This is a genomic window from Stenotrophomonas sp. 59 (assembly GCF_030291095.1).
GTDB classification, from domain to species: domain Bacteria; phylum Pseudomonadota; class Gammaproteobacteria; order Xanthomonadales; family Xanthomonadaceae; genus Stenotrophomonas; species Stenotrophomonas maltophilia_Q.
The window spans coordinates 45,723-68,010 of sequence record NZ_CP127408.1 but is presented as its reverse complement, the minus strand read 5'-3'; the positions used below and the strand labels follow the sequence as shown (position 1 = coordinate 68,010).

At 67.8% G+C, this 22,288-nt stretch carries 18 protein-coding genes; 7 read left to right on the top strand and 11 right to left on the bottom strand.

The window, feature by feature from the left end:
- Nucleotides 1-32: 32 nt before the first annotated feature.
- The gene (locus QP552_RS00295; protein ID WP_106550574.1) at nucleotides 33-1,478 is read left to right on the top strand and encodes an FAD-dependent oxidoreductase; all 1,446 of its coding nucleotides are present in this window, start codon (nucleotides 33-35) and stop codon (nucleotides 1,476-1,478) included.
- Here the strand turns inward: QP552_RS00295 and QP552_RS00290 are convergent.
- Entirely contained in the window at nucleotides 1,464-3,881 is a 2,418-nt protein-coding gene (locus QP552_RS00290; protein ID WP_286074639.1) for a response regulator, read from the bottom strand. The two genes, QP552_RS00295 and QP552_RS00290, sit on opposite strands and share 15 nt — an antisense overlap.
- 159 nt (nucleotides 3,882-4,040) lie before the next feature.
- Between QP552_RS00290 and QP552_RS00285 the strand changes: the two genes are divergently transcribed.
- Nucleotides 4,041-4,907 carry a methylglyoxal synthase gene (locus QP552_RS00285; RefSeq protein ID WP_286074638.1) on the top strand — a complete coding sequence of 289 codons (867 nt, stop codon included), beginning with the start codon at nucleotides 4,041-4,043 and terminating at the stop codon, nucleotides 4,905-4,907.
- 419 nt (nucleotides 4,908-5,326) lie between these two features.
- On the opposite strand, the gene QP552_RS00280 is transcribed toward QP552_RS00285, so the two are convergent.
- From QP552_RS00280 to ttcA, 3 genes are read right to left on the bottom strand one after another with little or no spacing between them, the layout of a single operon-like run.
- Complete coding sequence (locus QP552_RS00280) at nucleotides 5,327-6,106, bottom strand: SprT family zinc-dependent metalloprotease (protein ID WP_111111656.1); 780 nt, start codon at nucleotides 6,104-6,106, stop codon at nucleotides 5,327-5,329.
- Nucleotides 6,107-6,165: 59 nt separating this feature from the next.
- Nucleotides 6,166-7,071, bottom strand: a complete 906-nt coding sequence (locus QP552_RS00275) for a recombination-associated protein RdgC (RefSeq protein WP_005411825.1) — start codon at nucleotides 7,069-7,071, stop codon at nucleotides 6,166-6,168.
- Between the two features lie 36 nt (nucleotides 7,072-7,107).
- Nucleotides 7,108-8,028 (bottom strand): tRNA 2-thiocytidine(32) synthetase TtcA, encoded by a 921-nt coding sequence (ttcA, locus tag QP552_RS00270; RefSeq protein ID WP_286074636.1) that lies wholly within the window; start codon nucleotides 8,026-8,028, stop codon nucleotides 7,108-7,110.
- 91 nt (nucleotides 8,029-8,119) lie between these two features.
- On the opposite strand from ttcA, the gene QP552_RS00265 reads away from it, so the two are divergent.
- Nucleotides 8,120-8,323, top strand: coding sequence for a YdcH family protein (locus QP552_RS00265; protein ID WP_049430910.1), 204 nt, complete (start codon nucleotides 8,120-8,122; stop codon nucleotides 8,321-8,323).
- Between the two features lie 116 nt (nucleotides 8,324-8,439).
- Here QP552_RS00265 and plsB read toward each other — a convergent pair whose 3' ends face one another.
- The 4 genes from plsB to QP552_RS00245 form a co-directional block, all read right to left on the bottom strand.
- The gene (gene plsB / locus QP552_RS00260; RefSeq protein ID WP_106551164.1) at nucleotides 8,440-11,076 is read right to left on the bottom strand and encodes a glycerol-3-phosphate 1-O-acyltransferase PlsB; all 2,637 of its coding nucleotides are present in this window, start codon (nucleotides 11,074-11,076) and stop codon (nucleotides 8,440-8,442) included.
- The gene (locus QP552_RS00255) at nucleotides 11,076-12,029 is read right to left on the bottom strand and encodes a hypothetical protein (RefSeq protein WP_111111658.1); all 954 of its coding nucleotides are present in this window, start codon (nucleotides 12,027-12,029) and stop codon (nucleotides 11,076-11,078) included. The genes plsB and QP552_RS00255 overlap by 1 nt, the downstream gene beginning before the upstream one ends.
- Nucleotides 12,030-12,481: 452 nt before the next feature.
- The gene (gene pyrF / locus QP552_RS00250; protein ID WP_197633754.1) at nucleotides 12,482-13,207 is read right to left on the bottom strand and encodes an orotidine-5'-phosphate decarboxylase; all 726 of its coding nucleotides are present in this window, start codon (nucleotides 13,205-13,207) and stop codon (nucleotides 12,482-12,484) included.
- A complete protein-coding gene (locus tag QP552_RS00245; RefSeq protein ID WP_021202272.1) occupies nucleotides 13,204-14,127 on the bottom strand; it encodes a 5'-nucleotidase, lipoprotein e(P4) family in 924 nt (307 codons plus the stop codon). Before QP552_RS00245 ends, pyrF begins: the two co-directional genes overlap by 4 nt.
- Nucleotides 14,128-14,228: 101 nt before the next feature.
- Here QP552_RS00245 and QP552_RS00240 point away from each other — a divergent pair, with 101 nt between their 5' ends.
- The gene (locus QP552_RS00240; RefSeq protein WP_286074635.1) at nucleotides 14,229-14,879 is read left to right on the top strand and encodes a DUF480 domain-containing protein; all 651 of its coding nucleotides are present in this window, start codon (nucleotides 14,229-14,231) and stop codon (nucleotides 14,877-14,879) included.
- A 114-nt stretch (nucleotides 14,880-14,993) separates the two neighbouring features.
- Here the strand turns inward: QP552_RS00240 and QP552_RS00235 are convergent, their stop codons facing one another.
- Complete coding sequence (locus QP552_RS00235; RefSeq protein WP_111111661.1) at nucleotides 14,994-15,521, bottom strand: GNAT family N-acetyltransferase; 528 nt, start codon at nucleotides 15,519-15,521, stop codon at nucleotides 14,994-14,996.
- A gap of 332 nt (nucleotides 15,522-15,853) precedes the next feature.
- A complete protein-coding gene (locus QP552_RS00230) occupies nucleotides 15,854-17,830 on the bottom strand; it encodes a UvrD-helicase domain-containing protein (protein ID WP_111111662.1) in 1,977 nt (658 codons plus the stop codon).
- A gap of 99 nt (nucleotides 17,831-17,929) precedes the next feature.
- On the opposite strand from QP552_RS00230, the gene QP552_RS00225 reads away from it, so the two are divergent.
- The 3 genes from QP552_RS00225 to QP552_RS00215 are packed head-to-tail and all read left to right on the top strand — an operon-like array spanning nucleotide 17,930 to nucleotide 20,059.
- Nucleotides 17,930-18,658, top strand: coding sequence for an SEL1-like repeat protein (locus QP552_RS00225; RefSeq protein WP_286074634.1), 729 nt, complete (start codon nucleotides 17,930-17,932; stop codon nucleotides 18,656-18,658).
- Nucleotides 18,659-18,697: 39 nt separating this feature from the next.
- Complete coding sequence (locus QP552_RS00220; protein ID WP_286074633.1) at nucleotides 18,698-19,429, top strand: sel1 repeat family protein; 732 nt, start codon at nucleotides 18,698-18,700, stop codon at nucleotides 19,427-19,429.
- A 9-nt stretch (nucleotides 19,430-19,438) separates the two neighbouring features.
- Nucleotides 19,439-20,059: a thymidine kinase gene (locus QP552_RS00215; RefSeq protein ID WP_005411814.1), complete on the top strand. Its 621-nt coding sequence runs from the start codon at nucleotides 19,439-19,441 to the stop codon at nucleotides 20,057-20,059.
- 560 nt (nucleotides 20,060-20,619) lie between these two features.
- Here QP552_RS00215 and QP552_RS00210 read toward each other — a convergent pair.
- Nucleotides 20,620-22,224, bottom strand: a complete 1,605-nt coding sequence (locus QP552_RS00210; RefSeq protein WP_286074632.1) for a glucan biosynthesis protein D — start codon at nucleotides 22,222-22,224, stop codon at nucleotides 20,620-20,622.
- Nucleotides 22,225-22,288 lie beyond the last annotated feature (64 nt).

The window sequence follows — 22,288 nt, the reverse complement described above, 5'->3', positions numbered from 1 at the left end:
GCCGGCATCCGGAAAACACCACAGAGCCCGCCATGAGCCGCAAGCACGCCTTCCAGTTCCTCGACCTGCCTCGCACCATGCCGCAGCGCATTCCGGTGGAACTGCGCACCTCCGGCGACTGGGGTGAGCTGTACGGAAAATTCGGCAAGGAAGATGCCCAGTACCAGGCCGGCCGCTGCCTGGACTGCGGCAATCCGTACTGCAGCTGGAAGTGCCCGGTGCACAACGCCATCCCGCAGTGGCTGCAGCTGGTGCAGGAAAACCGCATCCACGAAGCGGCCACGCTGTGCCACAGCACCAACCCGCTGCCGGAGGTGTGCGGCCGCGTCTGCCCGCAGGACCGGCTGTGCGAAGGCAGCTGCACGCTGGAGGAATTCGGCGCGGTCACCATCGGCGCGGTCGAGAAGTACATCGTTGATACCGCCCTGGCCACGGGCTGGCGTCCGGACCTGGGCGCGGTGCAGCCGACCGGCCACAGCGTGGCGGTGATCGGCGCCGGCCCGGCCGGGCTGGCCTGTGCCGACCGCCTGGCGCGCGCCGGCATTGCCGCGGTGGTCTACGACCGCTACGAACAGATCGGCGGCCTGCTGCAGTTCGGCATTCCCAGCTTCAAGCTGGACAAGGACGTGATCCACCGCCGCCGCGAAGTGCTCGAGGGCATGGGCGTGCAGTTCCGCCTCGGCGTGGAGATCGGCCGTGACCTCAGCGTGCAGCAGTTGCTGGACAGCCACGATGCGGTGTTCGTCGGTACCGGCGCCTACCGCTATACCGACGGTGGCCTCGACGGGCAGGACCTGAAAGGCGTGCTGCCGGCGTTGCCGTTCCTGGTGCAGAACAGCCGCATCGTCGGTGGTGATGATCCGAAGGGCCGGCCGATCGCCGGCTGGGAAGACACCATCGCCCTGCCCGATCTCAACGGCAAGCGCGTGGTGGTGCTCGGCGGTGGCGATACCGGCATGGACTGCGTGCGCAGCGCGGTCCGGCTGGGCGCAGCCAAGGTGACCTGCGCCTATCGCCGCGACGAGGCCAACATGCCCGGCAGCGCGCGCGAGGTCGCCAATGCGCGCGAGGAAGGCGTGCGCTTCCTGTTCAACCGCCAGCCGCTGTCGATCGAAGCCGGTGCCGATGACGAAGTGATCGGTGTAACCGTGGTCGAGACCCGCCTGGGAGAGCCGGATGCCAACGGCCGCCAGAATGCGGTGCCGATCGACGGTAGTGAATCACTGCTGGAGGCGGACGTGGTGATCATCGCCTTCGGCTTCTCGCCGACCGTACCGGCCTGGCTGGCCGAACACGGCGTGGAAGGCCAGTCCAACGGCCGCATCGTGGCCGGGGGCAAGGACCGCCTGCCCTTCCAGACCGCGCACCCACGCCTGTTCGCCGGTGGCGACGCAGTGCGTGGCGCCGACCTGGTGGTGACCGCCGTGGCCGAAGGCCGCGATGCCGCCGCCAGCATCATCCGCCTACTGGCGCACTGATTCCGGCACCAGCAGCACGGCCAGCAAGCCACGCAGTTCCTGCGCCTCTACCGGCTTGGCCAGGAAATGATCGATGCCCGCTTCGCGGCAGGCCTCGCGGGTGCGGTCCAGCACGCTGGCCGTGAGGGCGATGATCGGGACCTGCGCGCGAACCGCACAGGCGTCGGCACGGATGGCCCGTGCCAGGGCGAAGCCATCCATGTGCGGCATGTGGCAATCGGTGATGACCAGGTCGAACGCCCGCGCCTGCCAGGCCTCGAAGGCCTGGCGACCATCGGTGCAGGCGTGCACCTGCAGTCCCAGGTCGCGCAGCCGCTGCTCCAGCAGATGCAGGTTGGTGGGATGATCTTCAGCCACCAGCACCCGGGCCGACGACAGTGGCCACGCCGCCTCTGCGGGAAGCGGCAACACCTCCGCAGGCAACTCACAGGCGTCCAGGTCCAGTTCCAGCCACACGGTGGTGCCCTTGCCCGGCGTGCTGCGCAGGCAAAGTTCTGCTTCCATCGATGCGGCCAGTTCACGGCAGATCGCCAGGCCCAGGCCGCTGCCGCCGAAACGGCGCGTTGTCGATGCCTCGGCCTGCGTGTAGGCAGCGAACACCGCCTGTTGCCGTTCCGGACTGATGCCCAGACCGCTGTCACTTACCTGCAGGCGAAGGCGTTGGCCGCCATCGCGCTGCTGCAGCACCCGCACCTGCAGGTCCACGCCACCATGCTCGGTGAACTTGAGCGCGTTGCCGGCAAGATTGAACAGGATCTGGCGCAGGCGCAGGCCGTCGGCCAGCGATCCGGCCTGCAATTCCGGATCAAGTTCGATCCGCAGATGCAGGCTCCGGCTGGCCGCCACCGGCATCAGCAGCTGCTGCACCGCACGCACCAGTGCCGCCACGCTCGTGGGCCGCAGCTGCAGCGGCAGCGCCTGCAGCCGTTGGCTGTGCAGCACATCGTCCAGGATCTGCCGCAGCATCTGGGCAGCATCACCTACGGTCACCAGCACCTGTTGCTGGCGGTGATCCAGATCGCTGCCCGCCAGCCGCTCGAGCATGCCCAGCAGGGTGCTCATCGGTGTGCGGATCTCGTGGCTCATGGTTGCCAGGAAATGGGTCTTGGCCAGCGCGGCCTGCTCGGCCGCATGGCGTGCCTCGGCCAGCGCATGGGTGCGCGACTGCACTTCGCTTACGTCGATCCAGTAGCCACTCCACTCGACGTCGCTGCTGTCCAGGGACAGCGGCCGTCCATGCGAGTGGACCCAACGCCAGCCCTGTGGCGAGCGCGTGCGGAAAATGACGTCGATCGCGCCCCGCGCCAGGGCAGCGGCGTCGACGGTGTCCATCAACCGCGAGCGATCATCGGGATGAACCGCTGCCAGCAGGCGCTGTTGATCGATCAGGGCGGTTTCCACGCTGATACCGAACAACGCCTGCACATCGCCTGCGATCTGGGGAAAGCTGTAACGGCCGGTGGCGGAGCGGCGCGCCTGATAGACCACCGCTGGCAGGTTCGAGGTCACCTCCTGCAGGCGTTGCGCAGCCTCGCGGCGGCGCTCGCTCTCGCGATGCACGCGCCAGTAGCCGAAGGCGTACACCAGTAAGAGCGCCAGCAGGGTCAGCGAGGCCGGCACCAGCCAGCGCAAGGGGGACGCCGAGGACGGGTGTCGCGGCTGGTCTGGCAACCAGGCCCTGCGGATCGCCGCGCGATCGTTCGCGGACAGTTGCGACACGGCCTGCTCGAACAGCGGGATGACGTCGGCGCAGGCCTGCACCGTGGCCAGCACTGGTGCGTCGACGATTCCGGCCGGCGCGGCGACTACCAGCGGCTCGCCCTGATAGTGGCGCAACGCGGCCTCGACCTCGCCAAGATTGGCGACCACGGCATCGACCAGCCCCGTGCCCAGCAGTGACAAGGCGTCGTCGATGGGGGCGGGGGGCAGCACCTGCACGCCAGGTGCCTGTTCGGTCAGCGCCCCGACCAGCGACAGCGGGTCGGGACTGGCTACGGTGCGTCCGCGCAGCGCTTCCAGGCCCAGCACCGGCGATGCATCCCGGCGCCGGACGATGACCTGTGGAAGCTGCACATAGGGAGCACTGGCCACCCAGCCCTCTGGCAACTGAGAGCGCGGCCAGCCCAGCAGTGCCTGGATGCCGGGCGGCACCGTTCCTTCGGCGATGCCAGCGGCCGGCAATGGCTGCATCTGCAGTGGCCGCTGCCTGCCCAGCAGCTTCAGGTACTCCGCGCTGAGCCCGCTCGGCTGGCCCTGCTCGCTGGAGGACAGCGGCGCGCGGTCGGCGGGCCAGGCAATGCGTAGCGGCGTCCTGCAACCTGCAGCGGCGGCCAGGGCAGGCAACAGCAGGCTGGCCACGACCGCGGTGGCGGCACGCAGGCCAGCGGCGTTCACGATGGGCATCCTCTTCTCGCGGGCGGAAATGAACGGCCGCGCAGCGGTACCGCTGCCTCTCACGCTAGCGGCGCGTGGACGAGGCGCAATGAAGAAAGTTGTAAAAGCAGCAAGTAGGGGGAATGCCGACATACACTGCCGCTTTCACCCGTTCCTGCGGAGTTCTCGATGCGCATCGGCCTGGCTGCCAACCGTCTCCATCACCACGACGCGCGCGCCGCCCTCTTCCGCTGGCTGCGCGTCAGCGAACCCGGCCTGCGCGAACTGGGCGTGTCGCTGCACGCGGTCGGCCGCACCCATGACGCGATCGAGCGACAGGGCTTCCTGACCGGATACGCAGGCCTGCACCGCTATCCCTATGGTCGCGAGGGTGGCCTGATGAAGCTGGTCGCCGAGGTGGTTGGAATGGGGCCGGAACGGACGCTGGATGGCGCGATCTACCTGATCGATCCGGTCGATCCGTCCTCCGTGTTTCCGGAAGCCACGGCGCTGAAGCGGCAGTGCGTGATCCACGGCAAGCCGTTCATCTCCACCGTGGCCACCGCGCGCGACTGGATCGAGGTGGAACGCATCCACGCCGGCCTGGCCGCCGATGCCGGGGCTGACGACCTGCACGCGTTCGAGGGGCAGACGCTGGCGCTGATCGCGCACGACGCGATGAAGCCGGCGATGCTGGCCTTCGCCGACGAGCACTTCGATGTGCTGGCCCGGTTCGGCGAGCGGGTGGCCACCGGTACTACCGGCCAGCGTTTGAACGAGCTGGCCTGGAGCCGTGGCTGGCCCAGCGATACGCCGTGGGTGACGCGCTACCAGAGCGGCCCGATGGGCGGCGATGCACAGATTGCAGACCGGGTGCTGGAAGGGCGCTGCCAACGCGCGATCTTCTTCGAGGACCCGCATGTGGCGCGCCAGCATGAGGCGGATATCCAGCTGCTGGAGCGGGCGGTGACGACGGTGACCGACCGGGCGGTGTGCATTACGGCACCACGGGTGGCCGCGCGGTGGGCGACGGCGGCGGCGTTGCGGGCGGGGTGAGGGTTTCGGCCAACGGCTGAGCCCCTCGTGGTGGGTGGCATCCGACGGCAAAGCCGTGCTTGGCCGGGCGGGTGAGCCATGCAGGGGACGCTGCAAGTACGTCCCTGTAAGCTCGATGGCGCCATCCATGGCGCCAACGCCCCTGCATGGCCCACCCGCCCGTCCTTCGACAGTTTCCGGTGTGCCCACCACGGAAGAAAGAAGGAAGAGCAAGAGCCGGTCGCGCGCAACGCGCGCTCTTCTGTAGAGCCGAAGGCAGCGGCAGGAGCCGCTGCCAACGTCGCTTGCGACGGCCCGAAGGGTGCCGGTCAGGACGACCGGCATCGCCATGCTCGGCTGCTCTTCAACGTGATGACTGGAATCCCGCGCTGCGCGCGTCAGCCGAGCGTGGGCTCGGCTCTACAGGGTGCGGGGCGCGGTCACAGCAGCTGGCGCAGCATCGCTTTGAGGCGCCGACCTTCCAGCTGGAAGTAGTCGCGCTGCTCGCGCCAGGCGGGGAAGCGTTGTTCCACTTCGTGCCAGAACGCGGGCGAGTGGTTGGGCTGGATCAGGTGGCAGAGTTCATGCACCAGCACGTACTCGAAGGCCTGCGGGCTGCCCAACACCAGGGCCAGGTCCAGCGCCATGCTGCCGTCGGGGGCCAGCGAGCCCCATTGCGAGGACATCACCTTCAGCCGCAGGCGGCTGGGCGCGCGCGGCAGGGTGGGCAGGTACTTCGGCAACCATCGGCCGACGTCGGCGCGGGTCTGTGCTTCGTAGAACTCGCGCAGCAGGCGGCGCAGGGTGGCGTCACCGCCACGGGTCGGCCACTGCACGCAGGCGCCGTGCGCGTCGATCTCCAGTCGTGCGTAGCGGCCTTCCTGCCAGCGCAGCGGCAGCAGTTCACCGCGCAGTGGCAGCACGCCATCTTCGCCGGGCTGCAGCAGTGCCGGCAGGCCCTGGCCCTGGTACTGGCGCAGCTGCAGCGCCAGCCAGTCGCGGTGCTGTTCCAGGAAGCGTTCGCCCATCACCAGGCTTGCCCGCAGCGGCAGGGTCAGGCGCGCGCCGCGCTCGTCCACGCTCAGCTTGATGCGCCGCGCACGCGGGTCGCGCACGCGCAGCACCTCGATCTCGGCATCCTCCAGCCGCAGGCGAACGGTGTCGCGCTGTACGGTGGCGGGCGGGGTCGGGCTGATCAGGCGGCGCAGCAGACGGCTCATGCGCCCAGCATAGCGCCGCTTCGGGCCGCCGGATGACCGGCGGCCGTCGGGTTGCCTGTTCAGTCAGCCTTGCTGAGCTTGAAGGCTTCTTCCAGCAACAGGAACAGGCGGCGGATCTCGGCGCTCTGCAGGGCGAAGCGGGCGTCGAACTCGGCGCGGCGGCCGTCTTCGTCGGCGTGCTCCAGCTGGTCCAGGGCACCGTCGAGGAACTTCAGCTTGCGCACGATCAGGTCGTCGCCGATCACGAACGAGAGGTTGTCCTCGAAGATCAGCGCCAGCTTGGTCACCTGCTTGCCGGCATCCAGATGCTTGTCGATCTCGTCGCAGCGCAGCTCCTGATGCTGGCACTTGACCACCGCGCCGCCTTCCACCGGATCCTTCATCTCGCACTCTTCGCCCAGGCTCAGCCCGGTCGGCAGCGGCTCGCCGGCGATCCAGCCGGTCAGGATCGAGCGCGGCGCGACTTCGGCGTTCAGCGGCATCGCCGGGAAGCTGCCGAGCAGGCCCCGGATGTCGGACATGAAGTATTCGCCGGTCTTGCGGCTGGAAGTATCCACCGCGACGTAGCCGTGCTGCAGGTCGATGAAGGCGTCGTTGCGCGAGGACTTCACGAAGGCGCGCGGCAGCAGTTCATGCAACAGGTCGTCCTTCATGCGCTTGCGCTCGCGGCCACCCGGGCGACGGCCTTCCTTCTCCTCGATCTCCTCCAGCTTGCGCTCGAGCAGGTCGTTGACCACCGCCGCCGGCAGGATCTTGTCCTCGCCGCCCACGGTCAGCCACAGGTGCTCGGCGATGCGGTGGGAGAGCAGTTCCTTCTCCTCGCGGCCGAACGGCGAGATGAAGCCGCGCGAATTCATCTCCAGTGCGCCGACCGGCTTCAGCAGGGCGTGTGGCAGCAGGGTGTCGACTTCGGAAAAATCGGTGGTGGTCGGGAAACGGAAGAACGTCAGGTTGCGAAAGAACATGGAATTCCGGATGGCAAAGAGGAAGGGCGGCCGACCTTAAACGGCGGGCGTCTCGGGATCTGCGTCGGCGTCGGCCGGGGAACCGGCCAGCCAGGCATGGGCGTCGGGCAGCGGCGCGTCGTCGCGACGGCCCAGCGCCATGAAGTCGAACAGGGTGGTGTCAGCCAGCTGCGAGGGCCGGACTTCGCCCATGGCACGCGCGATCTGCTCGATGCGGCCCGGGTGGTCCTTTTCCCATTGCTTCAGCATCAGGCCGACCTGGCGGCGCTGCAGGTTCTCCTGGCTGCCGCACAGGTTGCAGGGAATGATCGGGAACTGGCGCGCCTGCGCGTACTCGACGATGTCGCTCTCGCGCACGTAGGCCAGCGGCCGGATCACCACGTGCCTGCCGTCGTCGCTGCGCAGCTTCGGCGGCATGCCCGACAGCTTGGCGTGGTGGAACAGGTTCATGAAGAACGTGGCCACCATGTCGTCGCGGTGGTGGCCCAGCGCGATCTTGGTGAAACCGTGGGTTTCGGCGTAGTTGTACAGCGCGCCACGACGCAGGCGCGAGCACAGCGAACACATGGTCTTGCCTTCCGGAATGACCCGGCTGACCACCGAATAGGTGTCCTGCTCGATGATGTGGTACGGCACGCCCAGCCCGGCCAGGTACTCCGGCAGCACATGCTCGGGGAAGTCCGGCTGCTTCTGGTCCAGGTTCACCGCCACCAGCTCGAACGGCACCGGTGCCTTCTTCTGCAGCTGCAGCAGCACGTCCAGCAGGGTGTAGCTGTCCTTGCCGCCGGACAGGCAGACCATCACCTTGTCACCGGCCTCGATCATGCCGAAGTCGGCGATCGCCTCGCCAACCTGGCGGCGCAGGCGCTTGGCCAGCTTGTGCTGCTCGCGCTCGGCCACGCGCGGATCGCGGGCAGCGCGCGGCTGGGGATCGGGAAGGGAAATCACGGCACTCATGGGGTCCATTCTAACGGCTCGGAGCCGCCCCGGCCGGGGGTCGGAATTCCCCTCTCCCGGCGGTCATCATCGCTGTGTATGCTCGGAGGCTGTGGACACCTACAGCCCCGCTGAGATCGTCGAACGCCTCGCCGCCCTGCGCGCCGAGCATCGCCTGCTGGATGAGCAGATCACCCGCATGGCCGCCAATGGCGAGGACGAGCTGGAATCCAAGCGCCTGAAGCGGCGCAAGCTGCAGTTGAAGGACTGCATCGCCAAGCTGGAAAGCCTGCAGATTCCCGACGAACCGGCCTGAGCCCGGTTCAGGTGGGTGCCAACCTTGGTTGGCTTCCTGCTCTGGTGGGTGCCAACCTTGGTTGGCACAGATGGAAGGTGTGTGGACCAAGGTCCACACCCACCGCAGGATTCAGTTCAATCCTGCGGCGCAGGCTCGTCCGGGCGTGCCGCTTCCGGGCTGACCCGTTCGATGGTGTGGCGCAGTTCGCGGCCGAGGATGAACTTGGCGTCCTTGGCCCAGGCATCCAGGCGCTCGTCGAACAGCAGCTTGCTGTTCTCGTCCGGCCACACCAGGCGCAGCTCGCGCAGCTTCTGGATGAAGCCGCGGAACAGGGTGCGGTCGAAGAACTCCGGCGCGGCCGGTGCATAGAGCAGGCTCAAGCGCTGCGCCGCCTGCTGGCACAGGCTTTCCAGCTCGGCCGCACCCAGCACGCCCGGGCCGTTCTTCACCAGCACCGAGATGGCGATGTAATAGCGCTCGAACGCCTGCTGCAGCGAGTGGCCGATCGCACGCAGGCGGAACACTTCGTCGGTCTGCCCGGTGTTGCGCGCCAGGATGCCGCCGTCGTCATCATTGACGTTCTGCAGCAGGCCCTCGCGCACGAACACGTTGATGGTCTGGTCGATGCGCTGCGCGAACTCGTCCTCGCTCCACGGCAGGAACAGCTCGGCCTGCAGGAACGGGTACACCGTACGGCCCAGCTGGACCAGGCCGGTACGGCTCATGCGTCGGTTGTTCTGGAAGCAGCAGGCCACCCACGACGAGGCGGTGAACAGGTGCAGCACGTTGTTGCGGAAGTAGCTCAGCAGCACCGCGGTATCGCCGCTGACGCTGAGCACATCGCCCAGCGGGTGCTTGATGCGGGTGAGGACGTTGATTTCCTCGGCATGGGCGATGATCCGCTCCGGCGAGTGCGGGGTCACCGTCACCCGGTCCGAATACGGCATTTCGACCAGAAGGGTCTTGCACAGCTCGATCTGCGCGATCAGGTCGGCCTCGCCCATCGCATGCTTCGGCGTGGACAGCAGGGCCAGTGCCAGCAGGTTGATCGGGTTGACGTCGGCAGCACCGTTGATGTGCACCTGGATGCGCTCGGCCAGCGTATCCACCGTGGTCGACAGCCACGCCGGCTTCTCGTCCTCGGACACCGCCTCGCCCTTCCACTCCGGCGCCTTCTCGGCCAGCACGTCGTTCAGCGCGATCGGCTCGCCGAAGTTCACCACCACCTGGCCGTAGTTCTGCTTGAGCACCTTGGGGATGCCCCACAGCAGCGACCAGATCGATTCCTTCTCCTTCGGCCGCCCGGACAGTTCGTCCAGGTAGCTGCCACCTTCCATCAGCTTCTCGTAGCCGATGTAGATGGGCTGGAACAGCACCGGCTTGCGCGGCTGGCGCAGGAACGCGCGCAGCGTCATCGAGATCATGCCGCCCTTGGGCTGCAGCAGGCGGCCGGTGCGCGAACGGCCACCTTCGACGAAGTACTCCAGCGAGTAGCCACCGGCCACCAGCTGCGCGACGTACTCACTGAGCACGGCCGAGTACAGCGCGTTGCCGCGGATCGAGCGACGGATGAAGAACGCACCGCCCTTGCGCAGCAGGGTACCGACCACCGGCAGGTTCAGGTTGATGCCGGCCACGATGTGCGGCGGTACGATGCCACGGTCGTACAGCAGGTAGGACAGCAGCAGGTAGTCCATGTGGCTGCGGTGGCTGGGCACGTAGACCACTTCGTGGCCCGGTGCGGCGGCCTTGAACTTGTCCAGATGGTGCACCAGCACGCCCGCATAGATGCGGTTCCACACGTGGCTGAGCATGAAGCTGGCCGAACGCACCACCGGGCTGGAGTAGTCCGCGGCGATTTCCCAGGCGTAGGCGTGCGCCTTCTTCCAGGCATCGGCCGGCTTGGAATTGTCGCGCTTGGCCTGCGCGGCAATCGCTTCGCGCACCGGTTCGGCGGCCAGCACCTGGTCCACCAGCAGGCGCCGGGTCGACAGGTCAGGGCCGATCACCGATTCACGGATGCGGCGGAAATGGGTACGCAGCACGCGCTGCAGCTTGCGCACCGTGCGCTCCGGCTCCAGGCCTTCGTCAACGGTGTTGCGCAGCGAGATCGGCGGCGCGAAGCGGACGATGGTGCTGCGACCATTCAGCAGCACCGCCAGCAGGCGGCGGAAGCGGCCGACCAGCGCCCAGTTTTCCGAGAACAGCACCGCGAACCAGCCACTCTGCTTGTCCGGTGCGCGGCCGACGAAGATCGACACCGGCACCAGGTGGACATCCAGGTCCTCGCGCACGCGGTGCGCCTGCAGGACCTTGGCCAACGAGTCGGAATGGGTCTTGGCGCCCCGCTGTTCGGGAATCAGCGAATTGCTGGAGCTGCGGCGCGACAGTGCCAGGTAAGCGCGCTTGCGCCCAGTCGGGTCACCGGCCAGCGGCACCAGCGGCGACGGCAGGCCGGCCTGGCGGCAGGCCTTGTCCAGGATCAGCGCGTTGGACAGGCCATAGTCTTCCAGCACGTACATGACCGGGCGGCCATCGTTGTACTGGCCCGGGTCTTCCGGCTCGATCTTCAGCGACAGCCACGGCTCGACCAGGCGGCCCAGCAGGCGAGCCCACAGCGGGCGGCGGCCGGCCGGACGCGCGTGCGCGGGCGGCGGTACCGGGTTCGGGCCGGTACCGGTCGAGGGGGACGCCGGCACCGTATCGGCGGGCGTCGACTGGGATTCTTCGCCGGGGAACGGCAGCGGGTTCTGTTTCGACATCGGCGCCATTATGGCTTAGGCGGTGGCGTTGCCGCTTCCCCACCCTCGGCGGGGGCTTCAGCCGGTTCGGGTGCGGCGGCGGCGCGGGCCGCATCGGCCTTGTGCAGCAGGGCGTCGGTGTCGGCCAGGGTTCGGGTCAGGTACCAGTGGCCTTCGCGCCGGCTCAGCGGCAGCTGCAGGCTCATCTCGCGACCAGCGAGGTCGTAGCGCAGGCGTACCAGCGCGTTGTCGCCTTCCACCGACAGCAGTTCGCCGCGCACGCTGCGCAACGCGTCGTCCACGCCCAGCCCGTAGCTGCCCAGCACCGCCTTGAGGGTGTGGATGAACGGCGCCAGCTGCTCCAGGCTGCCTTCCATGCCGGCGGCCTGCAGGCTGGCTTCGTCGTCGAAGCCGACCTTGTTGGCGGCGCCGACCAGCGCGGCGATGGTGCTGCGTGCGCGGGCCCGGTCACTGATCGGGGCGCCCTGCGCCCAGCCGGCCAGGGTTTCGACCAGGGCGATGTAGTGCGCCTGCTGGCCCGGTGTATAGCCCTTCTGGTGGCGCAGGTACTGCACACCGAAGTTGCCCATCGACTGTGCAGCCTGGCGCACGGCGCCGGCTTGGCCGGCCAGCTGGCGATCGAAGCTGCGCTGCAGTTCTGCACCGGCGTTGGGCTTGCGCAGTGCGGCCAGCATCGGCAGCAGCTGGTCGCCCAGCGGCAGTTCGGTCAGCGGCCATTGGCTGTGGCCTTCGGTCCAGGCCTGTTGCAGGCGCTGGTACTGGCTCGGCGGTACCGACAGCTTTGCGTAGCCGACCAGATCGTCCTCGGCCAGGCGCAGCGCCATCGCCTGCACCGCCGCAACCGGCTCAGCCGCCGGCTTGGCCGGGTCCTGGGCAGATTCACGACACGCCGCCACGGCCAGCAGCAGCATGGCTGCCAGCCCCCATCCACGCGCAGACCTTCCTCGCACTGCCACGCTCATGCACTCGGACTCCCCGGACCGGTCCGCATCTTGCGGCCTGTGACGTGACAGCGGCAAGCCGGGGGGGCAACTTGGGGTCAGATCCCTTCTGCCAGGGGCAGAAGGGATCTGACCCCGGGCCGGGCCCCGCGCATAAAAAAAGAGCCGGGATCACGGGGGATCACAGGCTCTTCAAGCCGGCACAAGGCCGGTGGACAGTGTTGTGGCACATGTCCGGCCCGAGGACCGGATGGCGGCGATCCTACGCTGCCTCTCAAGTTAAGGCAACACTTCACGTAATGTCATATAAATTATTGATTTTATTTAATTTAATGACCCGCAACACCAAGCCCGTGGAATCTACGGCATGTTTTGTGGCGATTCGGGCACAACCGCTCCCCAGGCCGGATGCAAAAACGCCACCCCGCGCGGGACGGGGTGGCGTTCGAGCGTGCAGCTCTGGCCGCGGAATCTCAGCGTGCAGCCAGCGCCGACGCGATTTCCTGCTGGATCGCCCGTGCCGCGGCCTGCGGATCGGTGGCCAGGCGGATCGGGCGGCCGACCACGATGGCGTCAGCGCCATCGGCGAAGGCCTGGGCCACGCCAACGGTGCGCTTCTGGTCGTCGCCGACCGGGCCACCCGGACGGATGCCCGGGCAGACGATCGAGAAGCCCGCGCCCGTGGCAGCGCGGATCGGCCCCGCTTCCTGGCCCGAGGCGATCACGCCATCGATGCCGGTGGCCTGGGCGGCCAGCGCGCGCTCGACCACCACGTCGACCGGTTCGCGGTCGATGCCCATCTGTGCCAGGTCCGGGCGGCCCATCGAGGTCAGCACGGTCACCGCCAGCAGGCGCATGTCGCTGCCGTTGGCGGCCGCGCAGGCTTCCATCATCGCCGGGTGCCAGCCATGGATGGTGGCGTAGCTGACCGGCCACTGTGACAGGCGCTTGATCACCGCGGCAGCCGTGGCCGGGATGTCGAAGAACTTCAGGTCGACGAACACGCGCTTGTCGCGGCGGGCCAGCTCGTCCAGCACCTGGAAGTACTCGCCCGACGCCAGCAGTTCCATGCCGATCTTGTAGAACGCCACGCTGTCGCCGAGGCGATCGACCCATTCCAATGCCTGCACGCGGTCGGGCACGTCCAGCGCGAAGATCAGGCGCTCGTCATCGCGCAGCGGCAGCGGCGCGCGGCTCACGGTGCGTAGTCCAGGGCAGCACGCTTGGCATCGTGGCGGGCTTGGCGCGACTGACTGTAGTCGTTGTTGAACTGCGCCGGCTCAAAGCCACCGTAGGTCGGGTTCGGCAGCATCCACCAGCGTTCGCCGAACCAGTCGTGGTACTGCTGCAGCAGGGCGTCACGGCCTTCGTTGGTGTTGGCGGTCACTTCCACGAAGTCGCCCAGCTGGTCGCCGAACTGCATCAGCACGCGGTACTTCTGCCCGGCCAGGCGGCGGCGGCAATTCTTCTCGCTGCCGGCCTGCTCGCAGCCTTCGACCACGGTGCCCAGGCCGAGGAACACGCTGTCATCGGCCACCGGCAGGCCCTGCTCGCGCAGGTTGGCCAGGGTCGCGTCCTTCAGGTGCACGGCGCGGTTGGAGATGTACAGCAGGGTCACGCCCTTGGCGTTGGCGGCCTTGGCGAAATCAACCACGCCCGGAATGGCCTTGGCCTTCTTCTCGGCCACCCACTGGTCCCAGCTCAGCTCGTCGTATTCCTTGCCGTCGCGCACCAGGCGCGCCTGGTAGGGCGAGTTGTCCAGCACGGTCTCGTCCACGTCCAGCACCACGGCCGGCTTCAGGCCCTTGGCCTCGTTGCCGCGTTCTTCCGGTACCAGCGCGTCCCAGTGGGCTTCCTTCAGCGCTGCATCCAGGTGGTCGGCGGCGGCACGGTAGGTCTGCTCGGTGATCGCCTTGTACTCCTGCGCGCGCTGCATCCACAGCACGGCGTTGAGATTGTCGTTGGCGGTCGCATCAAGCGCGCCATCGGCCTTGGCGGCAGCGGCCGGGGCCTCCGGGGCAGCGGCTTCGGCAGCAGGCGCATCCACGCGCTTGCAGGCGGACAGGCCCAGCGCCGCCGTGGCGAGCAGGGTCAGGGACAGGGAAACAGGACGACGCATGGATTCACCGGCAATCAGATATACCCGCGCATTTTACCGGCAAAGGCGGCCTCGGGACGGCTATGCTTGGCGGTTGACCCGTTGCCCTTCCGAAGGCCGCCATGACCGATTCCGTCCAGACCCCCGACGTTCCCCTGCTCGACGCCGTGCAGGCCCGCCTGCTGGGCTGCCTGGTGGAGAAGGAGGCAACCACACCGGACACCTACCCGCTGACGGTCAATGCGGCCCAGTCGGCCGCCAACCAGAAGACCGCCCGCGAGCCGGTGATGAACGTCGACACTGGCAGCGTGCAGCACGCCCTGCGCCAGCTGGAGACACTGGGGCTGGCACGCCAGCACTTTTCTTCACGCGCCGACCGTTACGAACACCGGCTGCAGGGCGCGCTGGACCTGACCCGGCAGCAGACCGTACTGCTGGCCATGCTGCTGCTGCGCGGGCCGCAGACCCTGGGCGAGCTGGTCTCGCGCAGCGAGCGCCTGCACCGCTTCGCCGATGCCGATGAAGCCCGCCACGCCATCGAGCGCCTGCAGCAACGCGCGCTGCTGGTGGTGCTGCCGCGCGCCAGCGGCCAGCGCGAGGACCGCTACATGCACCTGCTGTGCGGTGAAGTGGATGGCGCGGCGCTGGCAGCCAAGTACGCCAGCAGCGGCGGTGGCAGCGAGGCCGCCGACCCGGGCCTGGCCGAGCGCGTGGCCCAGCTGGAAGCGGCCGTGGCCGAACTGCAGGCACAGCTGGCGGAACTGCGGGGCTGAAGGGTGGGTGCCGACCGTTGGTCGGCACCCACCACGATCAGCCCACCGGGGTCGGATCCCGCACTGCGGGCTCTGACCCCATCGCCACCTCGGGTTGCCGGCCAGCTGCCGGCACTACCCGACCTCTGCCGCACCCGGCGTGGCATACAAGCGGCTCGGGCTGTCCACGCCCGGCAACTGGATCACCCCACGCACCTGCATGCCCAGCCCCAGCAGGATCTTCCCGGACGCGACGTTGTCCAGGTCGGTGATGCCATACAGATCGTGCAGGCCCAGCTCGCCACGCGCGTGCGCGAACACCGCGCGCGCCGCCTCACCGGCATAGCCCTGCCCGGCGAATTCCGACAGCACCGCATAGCCGATGTCCGGCCCCGGCAGGCCATCACGCCGCACCAGGCCGGCGTTACCCAGCCACGCGCCGTCGGACAGGCGCTCGATCGCATACATGCCGAAGCCGTTCAAGGCATAGCTGTGCAGCACCCGCAGCGCGATGTACTCCCGCGCCTGCTCCTCGCTGCGCACGTTGCGATCACCGATGAAACGCAGGAAGCCTGGATCGTTGAGCAGTGCCAGCATCGGTGCCGCATCGCGGTCAGGCTCGATGCGGCGCAGCCGCAGGCGTTCACTTTCGATGGGGTGCACGCCGGATCTCCAGCCGAAACCCCGATTCTGCCTCAACGTTCGGCTGTTGTTTTTGATTTTCTTTGCATTGCCGTGGAAGGAAGCACCCGGAATCTGTCAGAGGCCGGTCGGGGTGGGTTCGCGGGGGTATCCGCGCCATGGATGGCGCGGCAAAGCCCCCATGGGTGAGGGCGCTTTGCTTGCGAAGCACTGCTTCGCAAGCGCCCGAACGCACAGCCGCCAGCGGCTGGGCCGGTCTGGGGGTTCACGGCGTCCCCCGCGAACCCACCCCGACCGGCCACACCGCGGAACCAACGCGCTCCACCACGGAGGGGCGGCGCCGTTGGAGCGCCTTAGTCGAACAGCGCTTCGATCGCCGCCAGCCCCGCGCTCGCGCGCTCCTTCTTCCGCGCCGCATCCGCCACCGGGTCAGCGCCGTCACGCTGGATTTCCTCGGCCGGAATCTCCTCGAAGAACCGGCTCGGCTTCAGCCGCACGTGTTCGCCGAACTTGCGGGTCAGCTTGCTGTAGCTCATCCACAGCTGGATCTTGGCGCGGGTGATGCCCACGTACAGCAGGCGCCGTTCTTCCTGCAGGTTGCCCTCGTCCAGGCTGACCTGGTGCGGCAGCACGCCGTCCTCGCAGCCAACGATGAACACGTACGGGAATTCCAGGCCCTTGGAGGCGTGCATGGTCATCATGCGCACCTGGTTGCCGCCCTCGTCCTTGTCACTGCGCGACAGCAGTGCCAGCTGGCCGGCCAGGTCGGCCGCGGTAGCACCACGCGGGCCACCCTCGAACCACTGCGCCAGCTCTTCGATGTTGTTCGCCCGGCGCTGGTAGCTGGCCTCTTCCTTGGCCTGCTGGCGCAGCTCGCTGAGCAGGCCCGACTCCTTGGCGACCTTGCGGATCATGTCGCCGGAGCTGATCTGCCGGGTCTGCGCGCGCAGGTCACGCAGGATGTCGGTGAAGCGCGCCAGGCTGTTGGCCGCGCGCGGTGGCAGCTGCTGCAGCGCGCCGATCGCTTCAGCGGCCTGCGCCATCGGCATGTCCTTTTCCTGCGCCAGCTCGGCCAGCTTGGCCAGCGTGCCGGCGCCGACGTCGCGCTTGGGCGACTGCACCGCACGCATGAACGCGGTGTCGTCATCCGGGTTCACCAGCAGCCGCAGCCAGGCCAGCGTGTCCTTCACTTCCTGGCGTTCCAGGAACATGGTGCCGCCGGTCAGGTGGTAGGGAATGCGCAGCAGCTGCATCGCCTTTTCCAGCGGGCGTGACTGGAAGTTGCCGCGGAACAGGATGCAGAAGTCACTCCACGGCACGTTGCGCGACTGGGCCACGAAGGCGATCTCGGCCGCGACCTTTTCCGCTTCATGTTCGCTGTTGCGGCATTCCCATACGCGGATGCGTTCGCCGTCGGCCTGGTCGCTCCACAGCTTCTTCAGGTGCTCGTGCGGGTTGTTGGCGATCAGCGCGTTTGCGGCGCGCAGCACGCGGTTGGAGCAGCGGTAATTCTGCTCCAGCTTGATGATCTCCAGCTTGGGGTAGTCGCGCCCCATCTGCTGCAGGTTTTCCGGGTTGGCGCCACGCCAGGCGTAGATCGACTGGTCGTCATCGCCCACGCAGGTGAAGTTGCCCTTGTCGCCGGCCAGCTGCTTGAGCAGGCGGTACTGCGCGTCGTTGGTGTCCTGGCATTCGTCCACCAGCAGGTAGCCGATTCGCTCGCGCCAGGCCAGCGCGATCTCCGGATTCTCTTCCAGGATCTGCACCGGCAAACGGATCAGGTCATCGAAATCGACCGCATTGAACGCGGTCAGGCGCAGCTGGTAGCGCTCGTAGACGCTGGCCGCTTCCTTCTCGCGGTTGCTGCGCGCGGCGGCCATCGCCTGCTCGGGCGACAGGCCGGCGTTCTTCGCGCGCGACACCAGGTTCTTCATGTCCTCGATGTCGTCGGGCTTGGCCCCGTACATCAGGTCCTTGATCTGCGCGGCGGCATCGTCGGCATCGAAGATCGAGAAACCACGCTTCAGGCCCACAGCGGCATGCTCGATCTGCAGGAACTTCAGGCCCAGCGCATGGAAGGTGCAGATGGTCACCTCGTCCGCATCCTGCTCGCGCAGGCGCTTGGCCACACGCTCGCGCATTTCCTTGGCCGACTTGTTGGTGAAGGTGATCGCGGCGATGCGGCGTGCCGGATAGCGGCCGCTGCCGATCAGATGGGCGATCTTTTCCACGATCACGCGCGTCTTGCCGCTGCCCGCGCCGGCGAGCACCAGCAACGGACCTTCGATGTGCAGGACGGCGGCGGCTTGGGGGGGATTGAGACCGTGCATGGGAATGGGATTGTAGCGGGGCCGCAGCGGGCGGACCTGACTTGCATGCACACCGTTCCTAAGCTATTGATTCGCCACCGGAGCACTGGAGCCAGGTGCATGCGCCCGACCGCTTCTGCCGCCCTGCTGGGCACCCTGCTGTTGCTGCTGGCGCCGTTGGCCGCCCGCAGTGCGGACTGCGCGCCCGATCCTGGCGCATCGTTGCGGCCTGCGCTGATGACCCAGGGCTTCCTGCAGGCTCATCCTGACCTGCACTGGCGCGAGCTGGGCCTGCAGTCGTGGCGCCAGGGCCGGCCCGATCATGCGCTGGTGCGCTTCAAGCGGGCGGCCGCGCACGCCGACAAGCTGTCGCAGTCGCTGGTCGCGCGCATGTACCTAGAGGGCACGGGTACCGCCCCTGATCCGGTGCTGGCCTACATCTGGATGGACCTGGCCGCCGAACGCGGCTACCGCGACCTGCTGCTGGAGCGCGAGCGCTACTGGAACCGCCTGGATGCCGCGCAGCGGCAACGGGTGCTCACCGAAGGGCCGGCGCTGTATGCGGCCTACGGCGATGCCACCGCCAAGCCGCGCATGGAGGCTGCCATGCGCGTGGACCGCAGCCGCATGACCGGCAGCCGTACCGGCTGGGTCAGCTCGATGCTGCAGGTGGAACTGTCCGACGGCCCGGAAGCCGGCTGGCCGACCCGCGGCGATGACTACTACCGGGATGCGTACTGGGACCCTGCAGCGTACTGGTGCATGCAGGACCGCATCTGGGAACAGGAATTCCGCGGCCGCAGCGTCGAGGTCGGCCCACTCAGCCCCGTGGAAGGCGCGGGGCGCTGACGTTCGTATTTCCATAGTCATTGCCAGGAGGGCGATCATATGAAAGCGAAGCACGCTCCACTCTTCTGCCTGCTGCTGGGCCTGTCGATGGCCGCTGGCGTGACCGCCAGGGAATGCCCGGTGGAGGCCCCGCGGCAGATCCCGCCAACCGTCCTGACCGGAGGCTTCTTCGATGCCCATCCGGACCTGTTCTGGCGCAGCATGGCCCAGCGGGCCGAGCGGGACAGACAGCCCGCCAGGGCGCTGGACTACTACAAGCGTTCGGCGCGCTACGCCGACAAATTCTCCCAGGCCATGGTGGCGCGGCTGTACCAGGAGGGCCTCGGTACCCGGGCCGATCCGGTGATGGCCTACATCTGGATGGACCTTGCCGCCGAGCGCATGTACCACGACTTCCTGGTGCTGCGGGAGCACTATTGGGCACGCCTGGACGCATTGCAGCAGGCACAGGCGATCGAGCGCGGCCAGCAGGTCTATGCCGACTATGGCGACCGCGTGGCCAAGCCTCGCATGGAGCGCGCCCTCAGGGACGGCCGCCAGCAGATCACCGGCAGCCGCCTCGGGTACGTGAGCTCCGGCCTGATCGTCGTCCAGCGCCGCGGCAACGAGCAGGGCATCGCGACGCCGGGCAGCATCGTCTACGACAACGACTACTGGCGCGCCGCCGACTACTGGTGCCTGCAGGACAACTACTGGCGCCCCGCGCTGACCCCCAGCGTCGAGATAGGACGGCCGGACACGGTCCGCGACGACAAGGCGGTGGGCGACTAGAATTGGCCGATGGCCAAGCTCTATTTCTACTATTCGGCGATGAACGCCGGCAAGACCACGACTCTGCTGCAGAGCGCGCACAACTACCGCGAGCGCGGCATGCGGGTGGCGATCCTGACCCCGCGCCTGGATGATCGTGCCGGCGCCGGCGTGGTGGCCTCGCGGATCGGCCTGCGTGCCGACGGCATGGCCTTCGACCGTGACACCGACCTGCAGCACTGGGTCGAACAGGACCTGGCCGCCAACGGCCCGATGGGCTGCGTACTGGTGGATGAAGCGCAGTTCCTCACCCGCACCCAGGTCTGGCAACTCAGCGAGGTGGTCGACCAGCTGCGCATTCCGGTGCTGTGCTACGGCCTGCGCACCGATTTCCGCGGCGAGCTGTTCGAGGGCAGCCAGTACCTGCTGGCCTGGGCCGACGAGATGCAGGAGATCAAGACCATCTGCCACAGCGGCAAGAAGGCAACGATGACGGTGCGCGTGGACGAACATGGCCACGCGGTAAAGGATGGCCCGCAGGTGGAGATCGGTGGCAACGACCGCTATGTGTCGGTCAGCCGTGCCGAGTTCAAGAAGATCACCCGCGGTGAAGGGCGGATCGACCCGGCGCAGGCGCCCCTGCCGCTGTAGGGGGTGTTCTTTTGCAGGGCTGCGCCCTGCACCTGCAGAGGCAACACCAACGGCAACAGCAACAGCTGGCATTCCGTGGGATGGCGGGGCACTGTGGGTGTGCGGGGACGGCGCAAGTACGTCCATGTAGCCTTGGTCGCCGCATCCATGCGGCTCACACCCCGCAAACCCACAGTGCCCCGCCTTCGACAGGATCACGCGGCTGTTGGCAACGGCGATGCGCGGCTCCTGGTAGGTGTCGACCTTGGTCGACACGATTTTTTTGTCAGATATAGATTCATCCGGGGTCAGGGCCTGTGCCGACAAACGGTCGGCACCCACCAAAGCAGAACGCCGTTCCGACAGATCGCGGGAAACTGTCGAAGGCGGGGTGGGTCCGGTTGAGGGGGCGTGAGCCGCATGGATGCGGCGACCGAGCTTACATGGACGGACTTGCAGCGTCCCCCTCAACTGGACCCACCCCGCCATCCCTCAGGAAACCAGCTTTTGACTGCAGGTTGCCGGCCAGCGGCCGGCACTACCGCGGGTGCAGGGCTGCAAGCCCTGCAATCCCGACCCACTCAGTACAGCGTGCGCTCCGGCGCACCCGCCGGCGGCGGGGTGTACTGGTACAGCCAGGTCTCGGTGAGGGTCTTGCCACCACTGCGCAGGAACAGGCGGATATCGATCTGCTCGGTGCTGCCCTCCGGCGGCACCAGGTCGAACATCGCGCGGTAGCCGTCGATCTCGCGCAGTGGCCGCGCCGACACGATCTCGACCCGGCCACGGCTGGCTTCCACCACCGCCTCGACCTCGGCCTTGTCGATCAGCCTGGCCAGCTCGCCGCCTTCGAAGTCCACCGCGAAACGCCAGCTGAAATACTCGCGCTTCTTGCCAACCACGCCGCCCAGGCCGGTACGGCTGGCCACGCAGTGCGCCAGCGGCGGCCGTGCCGGCGGCTCGGCGCCCCAGTACAGGCGGTAGCCAACCAGCAGCTCCTGGCCGGGCTGCGGTTTGTCCTTCGGGTTCCAGAAGGCCACGATGTTGTCGAAGGTCTCGTCCACGGTGGGAATCTCCACCAGCTGCACCGAGCCTTCGCCCCACTCGCCCTTCGGCTCCACCCACAGGCACGGGCGCTTCTCGTAGAACACGCCATCGTCCTGGTAATGGTCGAAGTTGCGGTCACGCTGCAGCAGGCCGAAGCCGCGCGGGTTGCGGTCCACGAACATGTTGAAACGCAGGTTGCGCGGGTTCAGCAGCGGGCGCCAGATCCACTCACCGGCGCCGGTCCACAGCGACAGGCCATCGGTATCGTGGATCTCCGGGCGCCAGTCCCAGCCCATGCGGCGATCGTTCTCGCCCACCTGGTACATGCTGGTGCACGGTGCGATGCCCAGGCGCTCGATCGCCTTGCGCGGGTACAGCGCGCTGTCGATGTCCATCAGCAGCACATCGCCATTGGTGATCGCGAAGCGGTAGGCGCCGGCCACGCTGGGCGAATCCAGCAGGCCATAGACCACGATCGTTTCCGAATCGGCCGACGGCTGTTCCAGGTAATAGGCGATGAAGTCCGGGAATTCCTCCGGCTTGCCCATGCCGGTGTCGATCGCCAGGCCACGCGCGGACTGGCCGTACTGGCCTTCCTTGCCGACGGCGCGGAAGTAGCTGGCGCCAAGGAACGCAGCGAAGTCGCGGTCGGTGTCCTTGCGGGTGTTCAGGCGGAACCCGGCGAAGCCCAGATCGGCCGGCAGCTCGCCGTCCTTGATGCCGCTCTTGCCGTAATTGAACGCCGCGCCGTCATAGGCCAGCTCCTGCGCCTTGCCGTCGACCACGTCGAACATGCGCACCGGCGAATGGAAGTACAGGCCCAGGTGGAAGAACTTGGCCTGGAACTTGCCCGGCTGGTCGGCCCACAGGGCGTGGTCCTGGCGGTAGCCGATCGACTGGTACTGGTCCCAGTCCAGTCCTTCCAGGCGGCCCGGCAGCACCCGCTTGTGGCTCTTGTAGGGCGCCTGCGCCAGCGCGCGCGCCTGGCCCTTCAGGGTGGCGAAGTCGAACGGCTGCGGCTGGCCGAGGCGGCGCAGGCCCATCTGGCCACTCTTGCTGGCCGCGCACGCTGGCAGGGACGGCAGGCCGAATGCAGCCAGGGCGAGGGAGGCATTGCGGATGAAGTCGCGTCGTTGCATGCAGGCGCGTCAGGCACAGAAGGAAGGTCGGCCATCATAGGCAGACAAACGTTAACGGGCAGCG

Bases quoted from the DNA above. Each gene is read 5' to 3' on its own strand.
- QP552_RS00240 (WP_286074635.1), top strand. From the start codon at position 14,229: ATGACCGATTCCGTCCAGACCCCCGACGTTCCCCTGCTCGACGCCGTG.
- QP552_RS00245 (WP_021202272.1), bottom strand. From the start codon at position 14,127: ATGCGTCGTCCTGTTTCCCTGTCCCTGACCCTGCTCGCCACGGCGGCG.
- QP552_RS00280 (WP_111111656.1), bottom strand. From the start codon at position 6,106: ATGAGCCGTCTGCTGCGCCGCCTGATCAGCCCGACCCCGCCCGCCACC.
- plsB (WP_106551164.1), bottom strand. From the start codon at position 11,076: ATGGCGCCGATGTCGAAACAGAACCCGCTGCCGTTCCCCGGCGAAGAA.
- QP552_RS00225 (WP_286074634.1), top strand. From the start codon at position 17,930: ATGCGCCCGACCGCTTCTGCCGCCCTGCTGGGCACCCTGCTGTTGCTG.
- QP552_RS00290 (WP_286074639.1), bottom strand. From the start codon at position 3,881: ATGCCCATCGTGAACGCCGCTGGCCTGCGTGCCGCCACCGCGGTCGTG.
- QP552_RS00295 (WP_106550574.1), top strand. From the start codon at position 33: ATGAGCCGCAAGCACGCCTTCCAGTTCCTCGACCTGCCTCGCACCATG.
- QP552_RS00255 (WP_111111658.1), bottom strand. From the start codon at position 12,029: ATGAGCGTGGCAGTGCGAGGAAGGTCTGCGCGTGGATGGGGGCTGGCA.
- QP552_RS00210 (WP_286074632.1), bottom strand. From the start codon at position 22,224: ATGCAACGACGCGACTTCATCCGCAATGCCTCCCTCGCCCTGGCTGCA.
- QP552_RS00285 (WP_286074638.1), top strand. From the start codon at position 4,041: ATGCGCATCGGCCTGGCTGCCAACCGTCTCCATCACCACGACGCGCGC.
- QP552_RS00215 (WP_005411814.1), top strand. From the start codon at position 19,439: ATGGCCAAGCTCTATTTCTACTATTCGGCGATGAACGCCGGCAAGACC.
- ttcA (WP_286074636.1), bottom strand. From the start codon at position 8,028: ATGAGTGCCGTGATTTCCCTTCCCGATCCCCAGCCGCGCGCTGCCCGC.
- QP552_RS00230 (WP_111111662.1), bottom strand. From the start codon at position 17,830: ATGCACGGTCTCAATCCCCCCCAAGCCGCCGCCGTCCTGCACATCGAA.
- QP552_RS00275 (WP_005411825.1), bottom strand. From the start codon at position 7,071: ATGTTCTTTCGCAACCTGACGTTCTTCCGTTTCCCGACCACCACCGAT.
- QP552_RS00220 (WP_286074633.1), top strand. From the start codon at position 18,698: ATGAAAGCGAAGCACGCTCCACTCTTCTGCCTGCTGCTGGGCCTGTCG.